Annotated in this window: 17 protein-coding genes; 9 read left to right on the top strand and 8 right to left on the bottom strand. The window is 58.0% G+C overall.

Annotated elements, in window-relative coordinates; all coding sequences use genetic code 11:
- Positions 1 to 249: 249 nt before the first annotated feature.
- Positions 250 to 1,662 carry a glucuronate isomerase gene (gene uxaC, locus PGR10_RS10665; RefSeq protein ID WP_430923446.1) on the top strand — a complete coding sequence of 471 codons (1,413 nt, stop codon included), beginning with the start codon at positions 250 to 252 and terminating at the stop codon, positions 1,660 to 1,662.
- An 18-nt stretch (positions 1,663 to 1,680) separates the two neighbouring features.
- Positions 1,681 to 3,168 carry a UxaA family hydrolase gene (locus tag PGR10_RS10670; RefSeq protein WP_087859888.1) on the top strand — a complete coding sequence of 496 codons (1,488 nt, stop codon included), beginning with the start codon at positions 1,681 to 1,683 and terminating at the stop codon, positions 3,166 to 3,168.
- 153 nt (positions 3,169 to 3,321) lie between these two features.
- Here PGR10_RS10670 and sstT read toward each other — a convergent pair whose 3' ends face one another.
- The 5 genes from sstT to PGR10_RS10695 form a co-directional block, all read right to left on the bottom strand.
- Positions 3,322 to 4,569 (bottom strand): serine/threonine transporter SstT, encoded by a 1,248-nt coding sequence (gene sstT / locus PGR10_RS10675; protein WP_087859887.1) that lies wholly within the window; start codon positions 4,567 to 4,569, stop codon positions 3,322 to 3,324.
- Between the two features lie 267 nt (positions 4,570 to 4,836).
- Complete coding sequence (locus PGR10_RS10680; protein WP_430923447.1) at positions 4,837 to 5,805, bottom strand: TerC family protein; 969 nt, start codon at positions 5,803 to 5,805, stop codon at positions 4,837 to 4,839.
- A gap of 393 nt (positions 5,806 to 6,198) precedes the next feature.
- The gene (locus tag PGR10_RS10685; RefSeq protein ID WP_047064859.1) at positions 6,199 to 7,188 is read right to left on the bottom strand and encodes a Gfo/Idh/MocA family protein; all 990 of its coding nucleotides are present in this window, start codon (positions 7,186 to 7,188) and stop codon (positions 6,199 to 6,201) included.
- 93 nt (positions 7,189 to 7,281) lie between these two features.
- Positions 7,282 to 7,995 carry a SanA/YdcF family protein gene (locus PGR10_RS10690; protein WP_375372111.1) on the bottom strand — a complete coding sequence of 238 codons (714 nt, stop codon included), beginning with the start codon at positions 7,993 to 7,995 and terminating at the stop codon, positions 7,282 to 7,284.
- Positions 7,996 to 8,104: 109 nt separating this feature from the next.
- Positions 8,105 to 8,596, bottom strand: coding sequence for a M48 family metallopeptidase (locus tag PGR10_RS10695; RefSeq protein ID WP_087859885.1), 492 nt, complete (start codon positions 8,594 to 8,596; stop codon positions 8,105 to 8,107).
- A gap of 70 nt (positions 8,597 to 8,666) precedes the next feature.
- On the opposite strand from PGR10_RS10695, the gene rlmG reads away from it, so the two are divergent.
- Entirely contained in the window at positions 8,667 to 9,797 is a 1,131-nt protein-coding gene (gene rlmG / locus PGR10_RS10700; RefSeq protein WP_430923448.1) for a 23S rRNA (guanine(1835)-N(2))-methyltransferase RlmG, read from the top strand.
- Between the two features lie 108 nt (positions 9,798 to 9,905).
- Here rlmG and PGR10_RS10705 read toward each other — a convergent pair whose 3' ends face one another.
- The 3 genes from PGR10_RS10705 to lsrR form a co-directional block, all read right to left on the bottom strand.
- Positions 9,906 to 11,927: an FAD-dependent oxidoreductase gene (locus PGR10_RS10705; RefSeq protein ID WP_430923449.1), complete on the bottom strand. Its 2,022-nt coding sequence runs from the start codon at positions 11,925 to 11,927 to the stop codon at positions 9,906 to 9,908.
- Between the two features lie 181 nt (positions 11,928 to 12,108).
- Entirely contained in the window at positions 12,109 to 13,707 is a 1,599-nt protein-coding gene (gene lsrK, locus PGR10_RS10710) for an autoinducer-2 kinase (RefSeq protein ID WP_213316656.1), read from the bottom strand.
- A 37-nt stretch (positions 13,708 to 13,744) separates the two neighbouring features.
- A complete protein-coding gene (gene lsrR, locus PGR10_RS10715; RefSeq protein ID WP_100680615.1) occupies positions 13,745 to 14,716 on the bottom strand; it encodes a transcriptional regulator LsrR in 972 nt (323 codons plus the stop codon).
- A 218-nt stretch (positions 14,717 to 14,934) separates the two neighbouring features.
- Here lsrR and lsrA point away from each other — a divergent pair, with 218 nt between their 5' ends.
- The 6 genes from lsrA to lsrG are packed head-to-tail and all read left to right on the top strand — an operon-like array spanning position 14,935 to position 20,647.
- Positions 14,935 to 16,422, top strand: a complete 1,488-nt coding sequence (gene lsrA / locus PGR10_RS10720; protein ID WP_348854083.1) for an autoinducer 2 ABC transporter ATP-binding protein LsrA — start codon at positions 14,935 to 14,937, stop codon at positions 16,420 to 16,422.
- Entirely contained in the window at positions 16,419 to 17,453 is a 1,035-nt protein-coding gene (lsrC, locus tag PGR10_RS10725; protein WP_430923450.1) for an autoinducer 2 ABC transporter permease LsrC, read from the top strand. Before lsrA ends, lsrC begins: the two co-directional genes overlap by 4 nt.
- On the top strand, positions 17,454 to 18,452 hold the full coding sequence (gene lsrD / locus PGR10_RS10730) for an autoinducer 2 ABC transporter permease LsrD (protein ID WP_430923452.1): 999 nt from the start codon (positions 17,454 to 17,456) through the stop codon (positions 18,450 to 18,452).
- A gap of 1 nt (position 18,453) precedes the next feature.
- Positions 18,454 to 19,455, top strand: coding sequence for an autoinducer 2 ABC transporter substrate-binding protein LsrB (lsrB, locus tag PGR10_RS10735; RefSeq protein ID WP_113373114.1), 1,002 nt, complete (start codon positions 18,454 to 18,456; stop codon positions 19,453 to 19,455).
- Between the two features lie 11 nt (positions 19,456 to 19,466).
- Positions 19,467 to 20,354 (top strand): 3-hydroxy-5-phosphonooxypentane-2,4-dione thiolase, encoded by an 888-nt coding sequence (gene lsrF / locus PGR10_RS10740; RefSeq protein WP_002917724.1) that lies wholly within the window; start codon positions 19,467 to 19,469, stop codon positions 20,352 to 20,354.
- Positions 20,351 to 20,647, top strand: coding sequence for a (4S)-4-hydroxy-5-phosphonooxypentane-2,3-dione isomerase (gene lsrG, locus PGR10_RS10745; protein ID WP_015369591.1), 297 nt, complete (start codon positions 20,351 to 20,353; stop codon positions 20,645 to 20,647). Before lsrF ends, lsrG begins: the two co-directional genes overlap by 4 nt.
- Positions 20,648 to 20,672 lie beyond the last annotated feature (25 nt).

Below are 20,672 nucleotides of genomic sequence, written 5' to 3' on the forward strand. Positions count from 1 at the left end.
ATACAACTTTAAAAGTTGAGTACTGTCACAAAAGTGGGAAAGTTTGTAGGGACATTATTCGCGGCAATCAAAGCCAGTTCTGGCGCGGCTTGCAGCGATGTTTACTCCTTTGGTGGTGCTTTTTTTGTCGACGTTTATTGATCTAACTCACGAAAAATACTTCGGACTGTAGAAATTGGTGTGATAACTTTGTCAGCATTAGAGTCAATCATCTGATGGGCTCCTTGATGGGGCGAAGAGGACACGACAATGACACCGTTTATGACCGAAGATTTTCTGCTTGATACCGAGTTTGCCCGCCGTCTGTACCACGATTACGCCAAAGATCAGCCGATTTTCGACTACCACTGCCACCTTCCGCCGCAGCAGGTTGCCGAAAATTACCGTTTTAAAAACTTGTATGACATCTGGCTGAAAGGCGACCATTACAAATGGCGCGCGATGCGTACCAACGGCGTGGCGGAGCGCCTGTGTACCGGCGATGCTTCCGATCGCGAGAAATTTGACGCCTGGGCGGCGACCGTTCCTCATACCATCGGTAACCCGCTATACCACTGGACGCATTTAGAGCTGCGCCGTCCTTTTGGTATTACAGGTAAGTTACTGTCGCCAGCCACGGCGGATGAAATCTGGGATCGGTGTAATGAGTTACTGGCTCAGGAGTCGTTTTCTGCCCGTGGAATCATGAAGCAGATGAATGTGAAGATGGTGGGGACGACCGACGATCCGATTGATTCGCTGGAGCATCACGCGGCGGTCGCTAAAGATAGCACCTTTGATATCAAGGTACTGCCGAGCTGGCGCCCGGATAAAGCGTTCAATATCGAGCAGGCCACTTTTAACGATTACATGAACAAGCTTGGCGAAGTCTCCGATACCGAGATTCGCCGTTTTGCCGATCTGCAAAGCGCGCTGACTAAGCGTCTGGATCACTTTGCCGCTCACGGCTGTAAAGTTTCCGACCACGCGCTGGACGTTGTGCTGTTCGCTGAAGCCACTGATAGCGAACTGGATAGCATTCTGGTGCGCCGTCTGGCGGGCGAAACGCTCAGCGAGCATGAAGTCGCGCAGTTCAAAACGGCGGTGCTGGTGTTCCTCGGTGCGGAATACGCGCGCCGCGGCTGGGTACAGCAGTACCACATCGGCGCGCTGCGTAATAACAACCTGCGTCAGTTCAAACTGTTAGGGCCGGATGTGGGGTTCGATTCCATCAACGACCGTCCGATGGCCGAAGAACTGTCAAAGCTGCTGAGTAAACAGAACGAAGAAAACCTGCTGCCGAAAACCATTCTGTACTGCCTGAACCCACGCGATAACGAAGTGCTGGGCACCATGGTCGGTAACTTCCAGGGCGAAGGCATGCCGGGCAAGATGCAGTTCGGTTCCGGCTGGTGGTTCAACGATCAGAAAGACGGCATGGAACGTCAGATGACCCAGCTGGCGCAGCTTGGTCTGCTGAGCCGCTTTGTCGGTATGCTGACCGACAGCCGCAGCTTCCTCTCCTACACCCGTCACGAATACTTCCGCCGTATTCTGTGCCAGATGATCGGCCGCTGGGTGGCTGCTGGCGAAGCGCCTGCGGATATCGCGCTGCTGGGCGAGATGGTGAAAAACATCTGCTTTAACAATGCGCGTGATTACTTCGCCATTGAATTGAACTAAGGCCTGAGGTCGGTTGATATGCAATACATTAAAATCCATTCGCAGGATAACGTCGCGGTGGCGCTGGCGGATATGGCGTCAGGAACCGTGGTGACGATTGATAACGATACCGTCACCCTCCGCCAGGATGTTGTCCGCGGTCATAAGTTCGCGCTGCGGGCCATTGCGAAAGGTGAAAACGTCATTAAGTACGGGTTGCCGATTGGTCATGCGCTGGCGGATATCGCGCCGGGCGAGCATGTTCATGCGCACAATACGCGTACCAATCTGAGCGATCTCGACGCGTATCGCTATCAACCTGACCGGGTTGAACAACCGGCGCAGCCTGCGGATCGCGACGTTGAGATTTATCGTCGCGCCAGCGGTGAAGTTGGCGTGCGTAACGAGTTATGGATCCTGCCGACCGTGGGCTGTGTTAACGGCATCGCCCGGCAGATCCAGAACCGTTTCCTGAAAGAGACCAACGACGCGGAAGGCACCGACGGTGTCTTCCTTTTCAGCCACACCTATGGCTGCTCGCAGTTGGGAGACGACCACATCAACACCCGTACCATGCTGCAAAACATGGTCCGCCACCCGAATGCCGGGGCGGTGTTGGTGATTGGTCTTGGCTGTGAGAACAACCAGGTTGATGCCTTCCGTGAAACGCTGGGGGATTTTGACCCGGAACGCGTGCACTTCATGATTTGCCAACATCAGGAAGATGAAGTGGAAGCGGGAATTGAGCATCTTCATCAGCTCTATGAAGTGATGCGCCATGATAAACGCGAAGCGGGTAAACTGAGCGAACTGAAGTTTGGCCTTGAGTGTGGCGGCTCGGACGGCCTGTCCGGCATTACCGCTAACCCAATGCTGGGGCGTTTTTCTGACTATCTGATTGCGAACGGCGGCACCACGGTGTTGACCGAAGTGCCGGAAATGTTCGGCGCCGAGCAGCTGCTAATGAGCCACTGTCGCGACGAAGAGACCTTCGGCAAACTGGTCACCATGGTCAATGATTTTAAACAGTATTTTATCGCCCACGACCAGCCTATCTACGAGAACCCGTCGCCGGGTAACAAAGCGGGCGGTATCACGACGCTGGAAGATAAGTCGCTTGGCTGCACGCAGAAAGCCGGTTCCAGCCAGGTGGTTGACGTTCTGCGCTACGGCGAACGGTTGAAAGTCCACGGGTTGAATCTGTTGAGCGCTCCGGGTAACGACGCGGTGGCGACCAGCGCGCTGGCGGGCGCCGGCTGTCATATGGTGCTGTTTAGTACCGGTCGCGGCACCCCTTATGGTGGTTTCGTACCGACGGTAAAAATCGCTACCAACAGCGAGCTGGCGGCGAAGAAAAAGCACTGGATTGATTTCGATGCCGGGCAGTTGATTCACGGGAAAGCGATGCCGCAGGTGCTGGAGGAGTTTGTCGATCTGATCGTTGATATCGCCAACGGCAAGCAAACCTGCAACGAACGCAATGATTTCCGCGAACTGGCTATCTTTAAAAGCGGCGTCACGCTGTAACGACGGTGTTTGCAAGGTCAGGACCGTAGGTCGGATAAGCGCAACGCCATCCGACAATATTGAACACTCCCCGGTTGCGCTTACGCTTACCGGGGCTAACAGCCGAATACCGGACCGTATTGTCGGATAAGCGTAGCGCCATCCGACAATACGCTAACTACGCAGGGCGTTTTTCGCCAGCTGTTCGTCTTCGGCCATACAGGCCGCAGCGGTAAACAGCGCATCGGTCGATGAATTGAGCGCCGTTTCGCAGGAGTCCTGCAGCACGCCGATAATAAAGCCGACGGCGACGACCTGCATGGCGACATCGTTCGGAATACCGAACATGTTACAGGCCAGCGGGATCAGCAGCAGTGAACCGCCCGCCACTCCGGAAGCGCCGCAGGCGCACAGTGAAGCCACAACGCTCAGCAGCAGCGCTGTCGGCAGGTCCACCGGAATATTCAACGTATGCACCGCCGCCAGCGTTAGCACGGTGATAGTAATCGCCGCACCCGCCATATTGATGGTCGCCCCCAGCGGAATAGATACCGAATAGGTATCGCGATCCAGATTCAGCTTCTCGCACAGCGCCATATTCACCGGAATGTTGGCGGCGGAGCTGCGGGTAAAGAAGGCGTAGACACCGCTTTCACGCAGGCAGGTCAGCACCAGCGGATAGGGGTTACGGCGGATTTTCCAGAATACCAGCAGCGGGTTAATCACCAGCGCCACCAGCAGCATGCAGCCGACCAGCACCAGCAGCAGCTGGGCGTAGCCCCACAATGTGTCGAAACCGGTCGTCGCCAGCGTCGAGGCGACCAGGCCAAAAATACCCAGCGGCGCAAAACGGATGACCATCTTGACGATAAAAGTCACGGCGTGCGAGACGTCGTTAATCAGGTTTTTAGTGCTGTCGTTACCGTGGCGCAGCGCGAAGCCCAGGCCCACCGCCCACACCAGAATACCGATGTAGTTGGCGTTCAGCAGCGCGTCGATAGGATTAGCCACCATACTCATCAGCAGTCCGCGCAGCACCTCTACAATCCCCGATGGCGGGGTGATGCTGTCCGCCGCGCTGGTAAGATGCAGCGTAGAAGGGAAAACAAAGCTAAACAGCACCGCGGTGAGCGCCGCGCTGAAGGTGCCCAGCAGATAGAGAAACAGAATCGGGCGGATACTGGTTTTTTGTCCGTGCTGATGGTTAGCGATCGACGCCATCACCAGCATTAATACCAGTACCGGCGCGACGGCTTTTAGCGCGCCGACGAACAGCGTTCCCAGCAGCCCGACCGCGATAGCGGCCGGTTTCGAGACCAGCGCCAGTATCACGCCAAGTACCAGTCCCAACAGGATTTGTTTCACCAGACTGCCATGCGCCAGGCGCTGCAGCAGCCCCGACGGGCGGGTTTGTGTTGTCATAAATCATTCCTTCCAGTGATGTAGCAGTCCATCCCGGCGACGTATTATTTGTTACGTTTATGTCCGGATGTAAATGAATGTTTGCATGGTCGAGTATACGGAAAGAACGCGAGGGAGGAAGCGTAATCTACTGTTTCTTACGCGCCGATCTTGTTTTTTAACTATGTATTAACGTTTTTGTGACATAGATAAAGATTATGCGCGGGAAGCCTGAAGCAGTGATGCGTATCCCGGCCAGATATGCGATATCTGACCGGGAGCAGGGAGTTATTGCAGCTGTTTCTTCTTATCGTTCTGTTTGTTCACCCAGGCGTTAATCAGCAGCGTCGCCGCCAGAATGCCGCCCACCACGCTGAGGGAAACGGCGATCGGAATGTGGTAGAAATCGACGATCAGCATCTTGATACCGATAAACACCAGGATCACCGACAGGCCATACTTCAGCATCGAGAAGCGTTCGGCCACACCCGCCAGCAGGAAATACATCGCACGCAGACCGAGAATCGCAAACAGGTTAGAGGTCAGCACGATAAACGGGTCGGTGGTCACCGCGAAAATCGCCGGGATGCTATCAACGGCGAAAATCACGTCGCTCAGCTCAACCAGAATCAGCACCAGCAGCAGCGGCGTGGCGAACAGTACGCCGTTTTTACGGGTGAAGAAGCGCTCGCTCTCGATTTTATCCGTCATACGCAGATGGCTGCGGATCCAACGCACCAGCGGCTTATCGCCGATCCCGGAATCATCTTCTTTCGCCAGCGCCATTTTCACCCCGGTAAACAGCAGGAACGCGCCGAACACGTACAGTAGCCATTCGAACTGCGAAATCAGCCAGCTGCCGGTGAAGATCATAATGGTACGCAGGACAATCGCCCCGAGGACGCCATACACCAGTACCCGGCGCTGTAGCGCAGGCGGCACGGCAAAGTAGCTAAAGAGCATTAACCAGACGAAGACGTTATCGACCGCCAGTGATTTTTCAATCAGATAACCGGTGAGGAAGGCTAACGCCTGCGGATCGGCGACGGCGCGGCCCTGCGTTTGCACCAAATACCACCAGAAAGCGGCGTTAAACAGCAGGGAGAGGGTGACCCACAGGATGGACCAACCGGCGGCCTGTTTCATGGTCATGGTATGCGCACCGCGCCTTCCCTGAAGCAGTAAATCGATCGCCAGCATGATGACCACGACTACAGCGAATCCGCCCCATAACAACGGCGTGCCGACACTATTCATTGCGTTATTCCTTACATAAAAACAAAACGGCTGTCGTCGGAAGACGGCAGCCGCTGCGCTTTTATGCATAGACCTCGCCTTCCGGCAAGGTCTCACTTACAACAAGACGGGAACTGGACCCTTGGTCTTGTTGCCCGGCGACCGGATGCGGTTTTGCACGCATCGTAATGACGATCGACCGGCCAGGAAGTTACTCCCCTTTGCACGTAACAAAGTATTACAAGTTATAAAGGGCGTCAATGGAGGTCGAGGGCCCATTTACACTGCTTTACGCGATATACCCGTCATACTTCAAGCTGCAGGTGCGTTGGCTGCGTGCGTTCACCCCAGTCACATAGTTATCTATGCTCCTGGGGATTCGCGCACTTGCCGCCTTCCTGCAACTTGAATTATTTAGGGTATAGGTTGAGTATCCGCCGGGAAGACCACGCCGGTCTGGCGACGGATTTCGCTTAGCAGTTTTGCCGTAATGCGGCTGACCTCAAGCCCGGGATGATCGACGTCGTTGGTTTCCACCAGCCGCGCGAACGCTTCCGCTTCATACAGCATAGTATTGATGTGCTGAGGCTGGGTGAGATCCTGCGCTTTTCCGCCGCGTGGAATAAAGGCCACCTTCTGGCATTCGGAGATTTTCTCAATCACCAGCGCGCCTTCTTCACCCTGGATTTCGCTAGGGATAGTGGAGTCGCTGACCTTCGAGTGGTGCAAGGTGACATCGAAATCGCCGTAGCTCAGCACCACCGTACCCTGGCCATCAACGCCGCTCGCCAGCAGGCTGGCGCTGGCATGGACCGCTTGCGGTTCGCCCCACAGCGCGACCGCCGAGGCGAGGCAGTAAAAACCGATATCCATAATCGAGCCATTGGAAAAGGCCGGGTTGAAGGTATTTGGATTTTCGCCGTCGAGATAGCGCTGGTAACGCGAAGAGTACTGACAGTAGTTGATGAAGGCTTTACGTAATTTGCCCACTTTATCGAGCGCTTCGCGCAGCAGCAGGAAGTTGGGCAGGCTGGCGGTTTTGAAGGCTTCAAACAGCACCACGTTGTTTTCTTTAGCCACGGCAATCGCCGCTTCGACTTCCTGGAGGTTTGATGCCAGCGGCTTTTCGCAAATCACGTGCTTTTTATGGCTCAGGAACAGGCGAGTTTGCGGGAAGTGCAGCGAGTTCGGACTGGCAATATAGACCGCGTCAACGTCAGGACTCTGCGCCAGTTCATCGAGCGAAGTAAACAGATGCTCGACCGGGTAGTCATTAGCGAAAGCTTGCGCCTGTTCAAGGCTGCGGGAATAAATCGCGGTGAGTTTAAATTTACCGGTTTCATGGGCGGCATCGACAAACTGCTTAGTAATCCAGTTTGTGCCAACAACTGCGAAACGTATCATAAACGTTGACGAACTCCGTTAAAGGGGACCTTTCGTCACTCTAGCACGCCATGATGACAAAACGAGTGCGCAAATACGCACTCTGGTAAATTGCTAGTTCTTGGTGGGGCATCCTCGCTGAACCTCTTGACCTATGCTAACTACTGAACCCAGATATTTAGGTTGTCGATGTAATATCTTTGCATCAATAACTGCGCTAACTCGGGCTAGTTTTTCTCTAAAATGCGTGAATATTCGCGCTTTTTGGGGGATATCGGGAGCATTAACGGCAATAGCGCGAATACCATATTCTCTGGCCAGCCACAGCGCCCGCGGGTTATGGAAGCCCTGGGAAATAATAGTCATATCGGTTATGCCAAAAACTTTTTGCGCGCGCACTACCGAGTCTAGCGTCGAGAAACCTGCGTAATCGCAGAAAATCGCTTCTTCAGGCACACCTTGATGGATGAGCGCCTGCTGCATCGCCGAGGGTTCGTCATAATTTTTTTTGCTATTGTCGCCGCTGACCAGTAGCCACTTTACTTTTCCGGCATGGTACAGCGCGGCTGCGGTATTAATACGGCGAACAAAGAATTTATTGCCAGGCTTAGCGCCGAGAACTAATCCAACATTATTGTAGGGAAGCGTGTTGATATCGTTCCAGATAAGATGTTGTGTTGTTTTGATAATGAGCGTGTCGGCGTAAAAGATTAATGTCACGCAGGCGGTAAGCAACATGCAAGCGGCGAAAATAAATCGACGGATAAGTTGGACCGTCCTGATAGTAAAAGTACCGCTTATTTTGTTATATAACTCTGTTATGAACATCCAGTTCATTGACACATTCCCTGTGCTGAAATTAAACGAAAACTCCTTTAACTAATTGATTCTAAATTTAAGCGTATAAAAAAACTATCGGGACAAAAATTTTTCAGAATCAGGGTAAAGCAAGATGCGTCAGCCACAGGCGGGTATCAAACTCTAGCTGGTGGTACTGCGGCTCCATATGACAGCACAGCTGATAGAAGGCTTTGTTGTGATCCTTCTCTTTTAAATGCGCCAGTTCATGAACCACGATCATGCGCAGAAACGCTTCCGGCGCATCGCGAAATACCGTCGCTACGCGAATTTCCGCTTTAGCTTTTAGTTTGCCGCCCTGAACGCGGGAAATGGCGGTATGCAGGCCAAGCGCGTTCTTCAGTACGTGGATCTTACTGTCGTACATCACCTTATTGATCGGCGGCGCCCCGCGCAGATAGCGGGCCTTCAGATCCTGGGTGTATTGATATAACGCCTTATCGCTGTTGACATCGTGCCCCTGCGGATAGCGCTTTTGCAGCACCTCGCCGAGGCGACCTTGCTCGATTAAGGTCGTCACCTGCGACAGCAGCGATTCGGGGTAACCCTGAAGGTAAGGTAGCGTGTTCATGGTGAAAAAAGTTTACTTCTCCGGAGAATTGAGCGATAACACGCGCGAATTTTAGCATTTCGGAGGGGCGATGAGCCAGGTAGAGTTAAACGGTGAGTTATTCACATTAGAGCGGTTCCCACCTAACGCTGAAGAAGAAGCGCTTCAGGCATGGGAAGCGGCGGATGAATATCTGCTGCAACAGGTGAATGACGTCGACGGCCTGACGCTCATCTTCAACGACGGCTTCGGCGCGCTCTCCTGCGCGCTGGCGGAGCGCAACCCGGTCAGCATCAACGATTCCTTTATTTCCGAGCTGGCGACCCGCCACAACCTGCGGATGAACGGTATCGATGAAGAGAGCGTGCGCTTTCAGGATAGCCTGAGCCCGCTGCCGGCCTCGCCGGCGCTGGTGCTGATTAAGGTGCCAAAACAGCTGGCGCTTCTGGAACAGCAGCTGCGCGCGCTGCGCGAAGTGGTGACGCCGGAAACCCGCATTATCGCCGCGGCGAAAGCCCGAGATGTGCACAACTCGACGCTGGCGCTGTTTGAAAAAATCCTCGGTACCACCACCACTTCGCTGGCGTGGAAAAAAGCGCGTCTGATCCACTGCGTTTTCACCGACCCTAAGCTTGCCGAAGCGCCGCAAACCTACAACTGGAAGCTGGACGGCACGCCGTGGACCATCCATAACCATGCCAACGTTTTTGCCCGCAGTGGCCTGGATATCGGCGCGCGTTTCTTCCTGCAGCATTTACCGTCTGATTTAGAAGGCGAGATCGCCGATCTCGGCTGCGGCAACGGGGTGATTGGCCTGCAGGCGCTGGCGCAAAATCCAAACGCCAGCGTGATGTTCACCGATGAGTCGCACATGGCGGTGGCTTCCAGCCGTTTGAACGTCGAGCGCAATCTGCCGGACGATATCGAACGCTGTGAATTCATGGTCAACAATTCGCTTTCCGGCATTGAGCCCGACCGCTTTACGGCGATTCTGTGTAATCCGCCGTTCCATCAGCAGCACGCCATTACCGACCATATTGCCTGGCAGATGTTTAACGATGCCCGCCGCAGCCTGAAATACGGCGGCGAGCTGTACGTCGTCGGCAACCGCCACCTTGATTACTTCCGTAAGCTGAAGCGCGCTTTTGGTAATTGCACGACCATTGCGACGAACAATAAGTTTGTCATTTTGAAAGCAACGAAGGTGCGTAAGCAGCGCTGATGCATGTCGCTGCTTCCCCCGGCTTGCGGCTGTCGCCTTAGCCGGGCTACCGTCCGGGATTATCGTGGTAACCTGGGGAAGGCGCATCGCGCCGCCCCCGGGACACGGCTAAATCGCCAGCGCCAGTTTTGTGCCCTGGGCAATCGCCCGGCGCGCATCCAGCTCCGCCGCCACGTCGCAACCGCCGATTAAATGCACCTTTTTCCCCGCCGCGCGCAGCGGTTCCGCCAGCTCGCGGCGCGGTTCCTGACCGGCGCAGATAATTACCTGATCGACCGCCAACAGTTGGCGCTCGCCGCCGATAGTGACGTGTAATCCTTCATCATCGATCTTTTCATAGCTGACCGCCGGGATCATTTTCACGCCGCGCGCCAGCAGCGTCGCGCGGTGGATCCAACCGGTGGTTTTGCCGAGCCCTTCGCCCGGTTTGCTGGCTTTGCGCTGTAGCATCACAATCTGTCGCGGGCTTTTACTCAACTGTGGGCCTTCAGCACTCAGCCCTCCCGCCGTTTGCAGGCTGGTATCGATACCCCATTCGCGGCAGAACTCGCCGATATCCTGACTGGTGGCCACGCCCGACTGGCTTAAATACATCGCGGTGTCGAAGCCGATGCCGCCGCAGCCGATAATCGCCACCTTCGCGCCAACCGGCGCTTTATCGCGCAAGACATCCAGGTAGCTCAGCACTTTGGGATGTTCGATCCCGTCGATCGCCGGCAGGCGCGGGGCGATACCGGTGGCGAGGATCGTCTCATCGAACGCCAGCAGATCGTCTGCCGTGACGCGGGTGTTCAGACGTAGATCGACACCATGAAGATCGAGCATGGTGCGGTAGTAACGCAACGTCTCGTGAAACTCCTCTTTGCCGGGGATCTGTTTGGCGATATTAAACTGGCCGCCGATCTCAGAGAGCGCATCGAACAACGTGACGTGATGACCACGGGCGGCGGCGTTAACGGCGAAGGCCAGACCGGCAGGCCCGGCGCCGACGACCGCCAACCGTTTAGGCGCGTTGGCGGGCTGCACCGGCATCAGGGTTTCATGACAGGCGCGCGGGTTGACCAGACAGGAGGTGACTTTGCCGGCGAAGATCCGATCGAGACACGCCTGGTTGCAACCGATGCAGGTATTGATCTCCCCGGCGCGATCGCGCTGCGCTTTCGACATAAATTCGGCGTCGGCGAGGAACGGGCGGGCCATCGATACCATATCGGCATCGCCGCGGGCGAGAATATCCTCCGCGACCTGCGGATCGTTGATGCGGTTGGTGGTGATCAACGGGATCGATACCGCGCCTTTCAGCTTGCGGGTGACCCAACTGAAAGCTCCGCGCGGTACCGGCGTGGCGATGGTCGGAATGCGCGCTTCGTGCCAGCCAATCCCGGTGTTGATAATTGTCGCTCCCGCCGCTTCAATCGCTTTGGCCAGCGTGATGACTTCCGCCAGCGTGCTGCCGCCGTTGACCAGATCGAGCATCGACAGGCGGTAGATGATAATGAAATCGTGGCCGGCGCGCTGGCGCACCGCCTTAACCACCTCTACGGCGAAACGCATGCGCCTGGCATAATCGCCGCCCCAGTGGTCGTCGCGCTGGTTGGTGCGCGTGGCGAGAAATTCGTTAATCAGATAGCCCTCAGAGCCCATCACTTCAACGCCGTCATAGCCCGCTTCGCGCGCCAGCTGGGCGCAGTGGGCAAAATCATCAATCAGCGTCAGGATCTCATCGTGGCTCAGTTCATGGGGCGTAAAACGGTTAATCGGCGCCTGTAGCGCCGAGGGGGCCACTAGCGCTGGCTGGTAGCTGTAGCGCCCGGTATGCAGGATCTGCAGGGCGATTTTGCCGCCTTCCTGATGGACCGTGTCGGTAATATGGCGATGGTGCGCCAGATGGCTGGCATCGTTGAGTACCGCGCCGCCGGCCATGGTCACCCCGGAAGGCGCCGGAGCGATGCCGCCGGTGACGATCAGCGCCACGCCGTGACGGGCGCGTTCGGCGTAAAAGGCCGCCAGCCGCTGCGCGCCGTCCGGTAACTCTTCCAGGCCGGTGTGCATTGAGCCCATCAACACGCGGTTTTTGAGCGTTGTGAAGCCCAGCTCAAGCGGGGCGAAAAGCGACGGATAGCGGCTCATAGTGGCTTCCAATGTAAAATTATTGTTATGTGGTCGGATGAGTTACTAATTTAGCCGTCGCGGAGAAAAAGGGAAAAGGGGAGTGCGGTGATTGTGATGGGATTCAAAGAACGGAACACGTTGTCCCTCACCCCGGCCCTCTCCCAAAGGGAGAGGGGGAAAGGCGGATCGGTACCGGTGGTTAGGGTGACGGGGAAGACGCTACGCGCTGGCGGCGCTCCAGGCCCGGTGCTTGCCACATCGATGTTGTCAGGCCGCTATCGACAAGGCCAAGCTGATCGGCGTACACCGTCTGCCACTTGCTCATCATCTCCTGATACAGCTCGCGATGCTGCGGATTTGGGGTGAACTCGCGGTGCCAGCTCACTAACCGTTCTCCTGTACTGGCCATATCGTCATACAGTCCGGCGCCGGTTCCGGCGGCGATGGCGCAGCCCAGAGCGGTGGCTTCGCGGACGACCGGCACCCGCACCGGCAGGCCGGTGACGTCGCTGAGGATCTGGCTCCACAGCGCGCCTTTAGAGCCGCCGCCGGCAAACACCAGGCTCTCGAATGTCACGCCGGAGAACTGTGAAATCTGCGCCAGGTTGCAGGCGGAGACAATCGCCGCGTTCTCCTCCAGCGCGCGGAACAGGGTCGCTTTGTTGCACTTTTCCGGATCGATGGAGAGGTTAATAAACGACGGCGCGGCGTGGTACCACTGCTTAAAGTGCATGGCGTCGGAAAAAATAGGCATCACGCCGTGGGAACCGGCGGGCACGCGGCTGGCCATCTCCTCCAGCAGCGAATAGGCATCAACGCCGAGCCGCTCGGCAATCAGTTTTTCTTCAGCGCAGAAGGCGTCGCGGAACCAGCGCATGGTCAGCCCGGTAAAGAAGCTGATCGATTCCGCCTGCGCCATGCCGGGAATGACATGAGGATTAACGCGAATATTCATCTGCGGATCGGTACGCACCTGCGGCAGGTTGACCACCTGCTGCCAGAAAGTGCCGCCGAGTACCGCGGTTTGCCCGGCGCGCACCACCCCAAGGCCCAAGCAGCCGAGCTGGACGTCGCCGCCGCCCATCACCACCGGTGTCCCGGCGCGCAGGCCGCTCTGCTGCGCCGCCGCTTCGGTGACGGCGCCCAGCAGGGTACCGGTCTCTTTGACCGGCGACAGCATATCGGCGCGCAGTCCGGCCATATCCAGCAGCGCCGGACGCCAGTCGCGGCTGAACAGGTCGAGCATGCCGGTGGTGCCGGCGTTTGACGGGTCGACCGCCAGCTCGCCGGAAAGCTTCGCCGCCAGCCAGTCGCTGATCATGGTGATGGTTGCCGCTTTGCGGTAGATATCGGGGCGGTGGTGCGCCAGCCACAGCAGGCGCGGCATGGCGCTTAGCGCCAGGGTTTGTCCCGAGACCTCGTACACCTCGGATTCAAAACGATAGTCGTGGATCTCCTTAAGCTCCGCCACTTCGCGGCTGGCGCGGGCATCGACGTTGGCGCAGGCCCAGATGGCCTCGCCGTTGCGGTCATAGAGGACGATCCCTTCGCGCATCGAACAGCAGGCGATGGATTGAATGTCGGCGGCGGAGAGCCGGGCGGCGTCGAGCGCCTGGCGAATGCACTGGCAGGCCAGCTGCCAGTTGGTGGTAAGGTCGAACTCCATCGAGCCGGGGACGTTATCAACGCTCAGGTGTTTCCATTCGGCCTGGCCTACCGCCAGCTGGCGGCCATTAAGATCGAAAATGACCGCCCGAATGCTGCCGGTCCCGGCATCTAACGCTAACAGGTAACTCATGACATGCGCCTCGCTGTTGTCGCGCGGCGCCAGGCCGTCAGGAGGCCAGTGCGAGCACCGCGCGTGCTGTTGTCTCTTCCGTTACCAGGCCATTAATGCGCTTGCCAATCAGAGCGGCATGAATCGCCTGCGCTTTTTGTTCGCCCCCGGCGACGCCAACGATGGTCGGCAGCTGCGCCAGTTCATCGAGGGTTACGCCGAGGAGTTCCCGATGGATCTCCAGTCCTTCTACCGGCCGGCCGTCGGCCTGCAGGAAATAACCTAAAATGTCGCCGACCGCGCCTTTGCGCGCGTACATCAGCTGTTCACCCTCGCTGATATAGCCGGAGCGTAAAATGGTGGCGTCGCGCCGCTGATCGATGGCGCCAATGCCAACCACCGCCGCGTCCGCCGCCGTTGCCGCCAGCATCACGTCGCGCACGCTCGACTCGCGGCGCAGGATCTCGGCGACATCCGCCGAAGAGACCCGCAGCGGCGCCGGGATAATGCTGACGCTACAGGCGGCATCAAGCTGGCCGATGCCGGTCATATAAGGGCCGACGCCGCCGGAGAGGGTCACCAGCCGCACCTGCTGCGAGCCAATAAAGCCGCTGAGGTGCTGCAGACAGCTCATGGTGGCTTCGCCGAAGCCGACTGCCAATAATTGCCCCGGTTGCAGAATGCCCATCAGAGACTGCGCCGCGCCGATACCCAGCCGGGTATTCATCGGCGGGGTGTTGAGCGCCGGCAGAACGCGGGCAATCTTGAGGCCAAAACGCTGCTGGAGTTCACTTTCCAGCGCCAGACAGCCCTCATAGCGCGAGTTGATCTGCACGCGGATCACCCCGGACTGGCGGCCTTTCTCCAGCAGGCGAGAAATCTTCAGCCGCGGCAGCCCCAAACGCTCGCCGATGTCATTTTGCGTCAGGCCGTCGTGGTAGTAGCACCACGCCACCCGCGCCACCAGCTCTTCCTCGGCTAACGCCAGCCCGGCGTAGCGGTTCTCTTCCGTAATGCGTTTTTCGCTCATAAATTGAACTCTTATAAAAATTTAGATCATATGTTCGCTATTGCGCGGTCGGAAAGTGTGAGCCGACTGGCAAAACGGATCTTTCATCGCTGGCGCCTTTTTTCCTGACGATCTAAAGCGCCAAACTGTGATCTTCGCACGGTTGTAAATATAGTTCACGGTCTACGCTTTTGAACATTATTAAATCTAAAAATCATTTGTTCAATCGAGGCGCGACGATGAAGCCACTGCTTGAAGCTCGCCAGATTTGCAAACAGTTCTCCGGCGTTGCGGTGCTGAAAGGCATCGATTTCACGCTAGGCGCGGGCCAGGTGCATGCGCTGATGGGGGGGAACGGCGCGGGTAAATCGACGCTGATGAAGATCATCGCCGGTGTTGAAACGCCGGACAGCGGTGAACTGACGATCGGCGACCGCGCGTTTGCGCGCCTCAGCCCGGCGCTGGCGCACCAGCTTGGCATCTATCTGGTGCCGCAGGAGCCGATGCTGTTTCCCAACCTCAGCGTGCGCGAGAACATTCTCTTCCGCCTGCCGAAGCGGGCGGATACCGCCGCGCGGTTGCAGGACAAACTGCAGCAGCTGAACTGCCAGATCAACCTCGATGCCAGCGCCAGCACGCTCGAGGTGGCCGATCAACAGATGGTCGAGATCCTGCGCGGGCTGATGCGCGAAGCCAGGATCTTGATCCTGGATGAACCCACCGCCTCTTTAACGCCGGGTGAAACCGAGAGACTGTTTAGCCAGATCCGCGCGTTACAGGCGCTGGACGTTGGGATCGTCTTTATCTCACACAAATTGCCCGAAATCCGCCAGCTTGCCAGCCATATTTCGGTGATGCGCGACGGCGCGGTGGTGCTGAGCGGCGAGACCGCGGCATACCGCGACGAGCAACTGATTAACGCGATGACGCCGGTCAGCCGCGACCATACGCTGAGCGACACGCAAAAGCTGTGGCTGTCGCTACCGGGTAACCGCCGTACGCAACCGCAGGACTTTCCCGTGCTGCGGGTGGAAGATCTCACCGGAGAAGGTTTTATCGATCTCAATCTGGAGATCCGCGCCGGAGAGATCGTCGGTCTGGCCGGGCTGGTGGGATCCGGGCGCACCGAATTTGCCGAAACCCTATACGGCCTGCGCCCACCGCGCGCCGGGCGGATCTGGCTGGAGAACCGCGAGATTAGCCGCGACAGCACCCGCGCCAGGTTGGCCAGCGGGCTGGTTTATCTGCCGGAAGACCGTCAGGTCTCGGGGCTGTTTCTTGATGCGCCGGTGCGCTGGAACACAGTGATGTTCAATCAGCCGTCATGGTGGCAGCAGGGGAAACGGGAGGCGGCGGTGGTTGAGCGCTATCACCGGGCGCTGGGGATCAAGCTGGCCGATGACGATCAGCCGGTGCGCACGCTCTCTGGCGGCAACCAGCAGAAGGTACTGCTGGCTCGCTGTCTGGAAGCTAATCCGTTGCTGCTGATTGTCGATGAGCCGACGCGCGGCGTGGATGTCTCAGCCCGCGCCGATATCTATCAACTGCTAAAAAGCGTTGCCGCGCAAAACGTGGCGGTGCTGATGATCTCCTCCGATCTGGATGAGTTCGTCGGCCTTGCCGACCGGGTGCTGGTGATGCATCAGGGCCGCTACAGCGGCGAGCTGGCGCGGCAGGCGGTGACCGTCGATCGCATGATGACCCTGGCCTTCGGAGGGCAGGCATGAAAACGTTACTGAAGAATCGCGAACTGAGCGCCTTCTTTGCCATCGTGGCGCTTTTTATCGTGCTGGTGGCGCTCAATCCAGCCTATTTCAGCCTGCAGACCCTGGCGATGATTTTCGCCAGCTCGCAGATCCTTTGCTTGCTGGCATTGGGCGCGACGCTGGTGATGCTGACACGCAATATTGACGTGTCGGTAGGTTCGACCGTTGGGCTGTGCGCCATCGCCGTCGGCGTGGCGCTGAACAACGGTTACGGGCTGGCGACGGCTATCGCCTTCGCGCTGACGATTGGCGCGCTGGCCGGGGCTTTTAACGGCCTGCTGGTCGTGGGGCTGCGCATTCCGGCGATCGTCGCGACGCTCGGTACGCTGGGGTTGTATCGCGGAGTGATGTTGCTGTGGACCGGCGGGAAATGGATCGAGGGCTTGCCCGACAGCCTGAAATCGCTCTCGGAGCCCGCGTTTATTGGCGTGTCGCCGCTGGGCTGGCTGGTGCTGGCGCTGCTGCTGGCGGGCGGCTGGCTGCTGTCGCGCACCGCCTTTGGTCGTGATTTTTACGCCGTTGGCGATAATCTCGCCGCCGCGCGTCAGCTGGGCGTGGCGGTCAACCGTACGCGGATGCTGGCCTTTACCCTCAACGGCATGCTGGCGGCCTGCGCTGGGATCGTCTTCGCCGCGCAAATTGGTTTTGTGCCTAATCAGACCGGCAGCGGGCTGGAGATGAAAGCCATCGCCGCCTGCGTACTGGGCGGGATCTCGCTGCTCGGCGGCACCGGTACGTTGATTGGCGCGTTTCTCGGCGCCTTTTTCCTCACCCAAATCGACACCGTGCTGGTGCTGTTCCGCCTTCCCGCCTGGTGGAATGACTTTATCGCCGGCCTGGTGCTGCTCGGCGTGCTGGTGCTTGATGGCCGCCTGCGCCAGGCGCTGGCCCGCCATCAACGGGCGCTAAAGTACAGCCGTTTCCAGCCCGGTAACAAAGGGGGCAAACAGATTGCCCGCTTTCCCGAACGCAAAAGCAAAGAGGTGGCTTAAATGAAGCTGAAGCTTAACTGGGAAAGCGCGCTGCTGGCGTTACTGATCGCGGAAATCCTGCTATTCGGCGCGTTGAATCCGCGCATGCTGGATCTCAATATGCTGCTCTTTAGCACCAGCGACTTTATCTGCATCGGCATCGTCGCGCTGCCGCTGACGCTGGTGATCATCAGCGGCGGGATCGATATTTCGCTGGGCTCGACCATCGGCCTGTGCGCCATCGCCCTCGGGGTGATGACCCAGGCGGGCTGGCCGCTGTGGCTGGCGGTATCGCTGACGTTGCTATTGGGGCTGCTGTGCGGGTTATTCAACGCCGCGCTGATTCACTACACCGGCATCAGCCCGCTGGTGATCACCCTCGGGACGCTGTATCTGTACGGCGGCGGCGCGCTGCTGCTTTCCGGCATGGCCGGCGCGACCGGTTACGAGGGGATTGGCGGTTTTCCCGATAGCTTCACCGCCTTCGCCAATTTAACCCTCGCCGGACTGCCGCTGCCGCTGGTGCTGTTCGCGATTATCACCTTTTTCTTCTGGCTGCTGGCCCATCGCGGTCGCTTTGGCCGCCATCTCTTTTTACTCGGGCAAAATTCGCGCGCCGCGCGCTATGCCGCGCTGTCGGTGAACGGGATCCCGTACGTGCTGTATGGCCTGGTTGGCGTCGCCTCGGCGGTCGCGGCGCTGGTGATGGTTTCCTATTTCGGTTCGGCGCGTTCGGATTTAGGTCGCGACCTGCTGATGCCGGCGCTGACCGCGGCGGTGCTCGGCGGGGCCAATATATACGGCGGTTCGGGATCGATACTGGGTACCGCGCTGGCGGCGTTGCTGGTGGGGTATCTGCAACAGGGTTTACAGATGGTCGGCATCCCCAACCAGGTGTCGAGCGCGCTGTCAGGGGCGCTGTTGGTTGTGGTGGTGATGGGGCGCTCGCTGAGCCTGCACCGTGAATGGGTGCGCGCGACCTGGCGGCGTCTTTTCTCGCATAAAACAATCGGAGCATAAAATGAAATTAAAACTGATCGTGCTGGCGTTGGCGATGAGCGTAGTCACCGCCCAGGCGGCGGACCGCATCGCCTTTATTCCTAAGCTGGTCGGCGTTGGCTTCTTTACCAGCGGCGGCAACGGTGCGAAAGAGGCGGGGAAAGCGCTGGGCGTGGATGTCACCTATGACGGCCCGACCGAACCCAGCGTCTCCGGCCAGGTGCAGCTAATCAACAACTTCGTCAACCAGGGCTACAACGCCATTATCGTTTCCGCCGTCTCGCCGGACGGTCTTTGCCCGGCGTTGAAGCGGGCGATGCAGCGCGGGGTCAAGGTCCTGACCTGGGATTCCGATACCAAACCCGAGTGCCGCAGCATCTATATCAATCAGGGCACGCCGCAGCAGCTCGGCGGCCTGCTGGTCGAGATGGCGGAAAAGCAGGTCAGCAAACCTGCCGCCAAAGTCGCGTTTTTCTACTCCAGCCCGACGGTGACCGACCAGAACCAGTGGGTGAAGGAAGCCAAAGCCAAAATCGAAAAAGAGCATCCGCAGTGGCAAATCGTCACCACCCAGTTCGGCTATAACGATGCCACCAAATCGCTGCAAACCGCCGAGGGGATCTTAAAAGCCTATCCGGATCTCGACGCCATTATCGCGCCGGATGCCAATGCGCTGCCGGCGGCGGCGCAGGCGGCGGAGAACCTCAAGCGTCAGGGCGTGGCGATCGTCGGCTTTAGTACACCGAACGTGATGCGCCCGTACGTTGAGCGCGGCACGGTGAAAGCGTTCGGCCTGTGGGATGTGGTTCAGCAGGGCAAAATTGCGGTTAACGTCGCCGATCGATTGCTGAAAAAGGGCGATCTTAACGTAGGCGACAGCGTTGAGGTGAAAGATATCGGCCCGCTTAAGGTCGAGCCGAACAGCGTACAGGGTTACCAGTATGAGGCGAAGGGCAACGGTATCGTGCTGCTGCCGGAACGCGTGGTGTTCAGCAAAGAGAACATCAACAATTACGACTTCTGACGGAGGATGAGATGGCTGATTTAGACGACATCAAAGAGGGTAAGGACTTCGGTATCGACCGCCCGCAGCAGAACACGCTGTATACCCTGAAAGGCTGCGGCTCGCTAGATTGGGGCATGCAGTCGCGGCTGGCGCGCATCTTTAATCCGCACAGCAATCGCACGGTGATGCTGGCCTTCGATCACGGCTACTTCCAGGGGCCAACGACCGGGCTTGAGCGTATCGACCTGTCGATTGCGCCGCTGTTTGCCGACACCGACGTGCTGATGTGCACCCGCGGCGTATTGCGCAGCCAGGTACCGGCGGCCACCAATAAGCCGGTGGTGCTGCGCGCCTCCGGCGGTAATTCGATTTTGAGCGAACTCTCCAACGAATGCGTGGCGGTGGCGATGGAAGACGCGCTGCGTCTCAACGTTTGCGCGGTGGCGGCGCAGGTCTATATCGGCAGCGAATACGAACATCAGTCGATCAATAACATCATCAAACTGGTGGATGCCGGTAATCGCTACGGTATGCCGGTTCTGGCGGTTACCGGCGTCGGCAAAGAGATGACCCGCGACGCGCGCTACTTCTCGCTGGCCAGCCGGATTGCCGCCGAAATGGGGGCGCAGTTTGTGAAGACCTATTTCGTTGAGGAAGGCTTTGAAAAAGTGACCGCCAGCTGTCCGGTGCCGATCGTTATCGCCGGCGGTAAAAAACTGCCGGAGCATGAAGCGCTGGAGATGTGCTGGCGGGCGATCGACCAGGGGGCGTCCGGGGTGGATATGGGGCGCAATATCTTCCAGTCCAGCGCCCCGCGCGCGATGCTGAAGGCGGTGAAAAAGGTGGTGCATGAGAATCTGAACGCCCGCGAAGCGTATCAGTTCTGGCAGGAAGAGAAACAGGGAGAGCTGAAATGAACGTGACGCTGGTGGAGATCAATATTAAACCCGAGCGGGTGGATGAATTTCTCGAGGTGTTTCGCGCCAACCACGAAGGCGCGCTGCGGGAACCGGGCAACCTGCGCTTTGATGTCCTGCAGGATCCAGAGGTGAAAACTCGCTTTTTTATCTACGAAGCCTATAAAGACGATGAGGCGGTGCTGGCGCATAAGAAGACGCCGCACTATTTAGCCTGCGTCGAAAAGCTGGAGGAGATGATGTCGCAGCCGCGGCAGAAGCGCAGCTTTATCGGCCTGTTACCGCAGATGTGAGGTTCCCTCTCCCTGTGGGAGAGGG

The sequence above is a fragment of the Klebsiella sp. 141198 genome (assembly GCF_050600785.1).
Classification (GTDB): domain Bacteria; phylum Pseudomonadota; class Gammaproteobacteria; order Enterobacterales; family Enterobacteriaceae; genus Klebsiella; species Klebsiella aerogenes.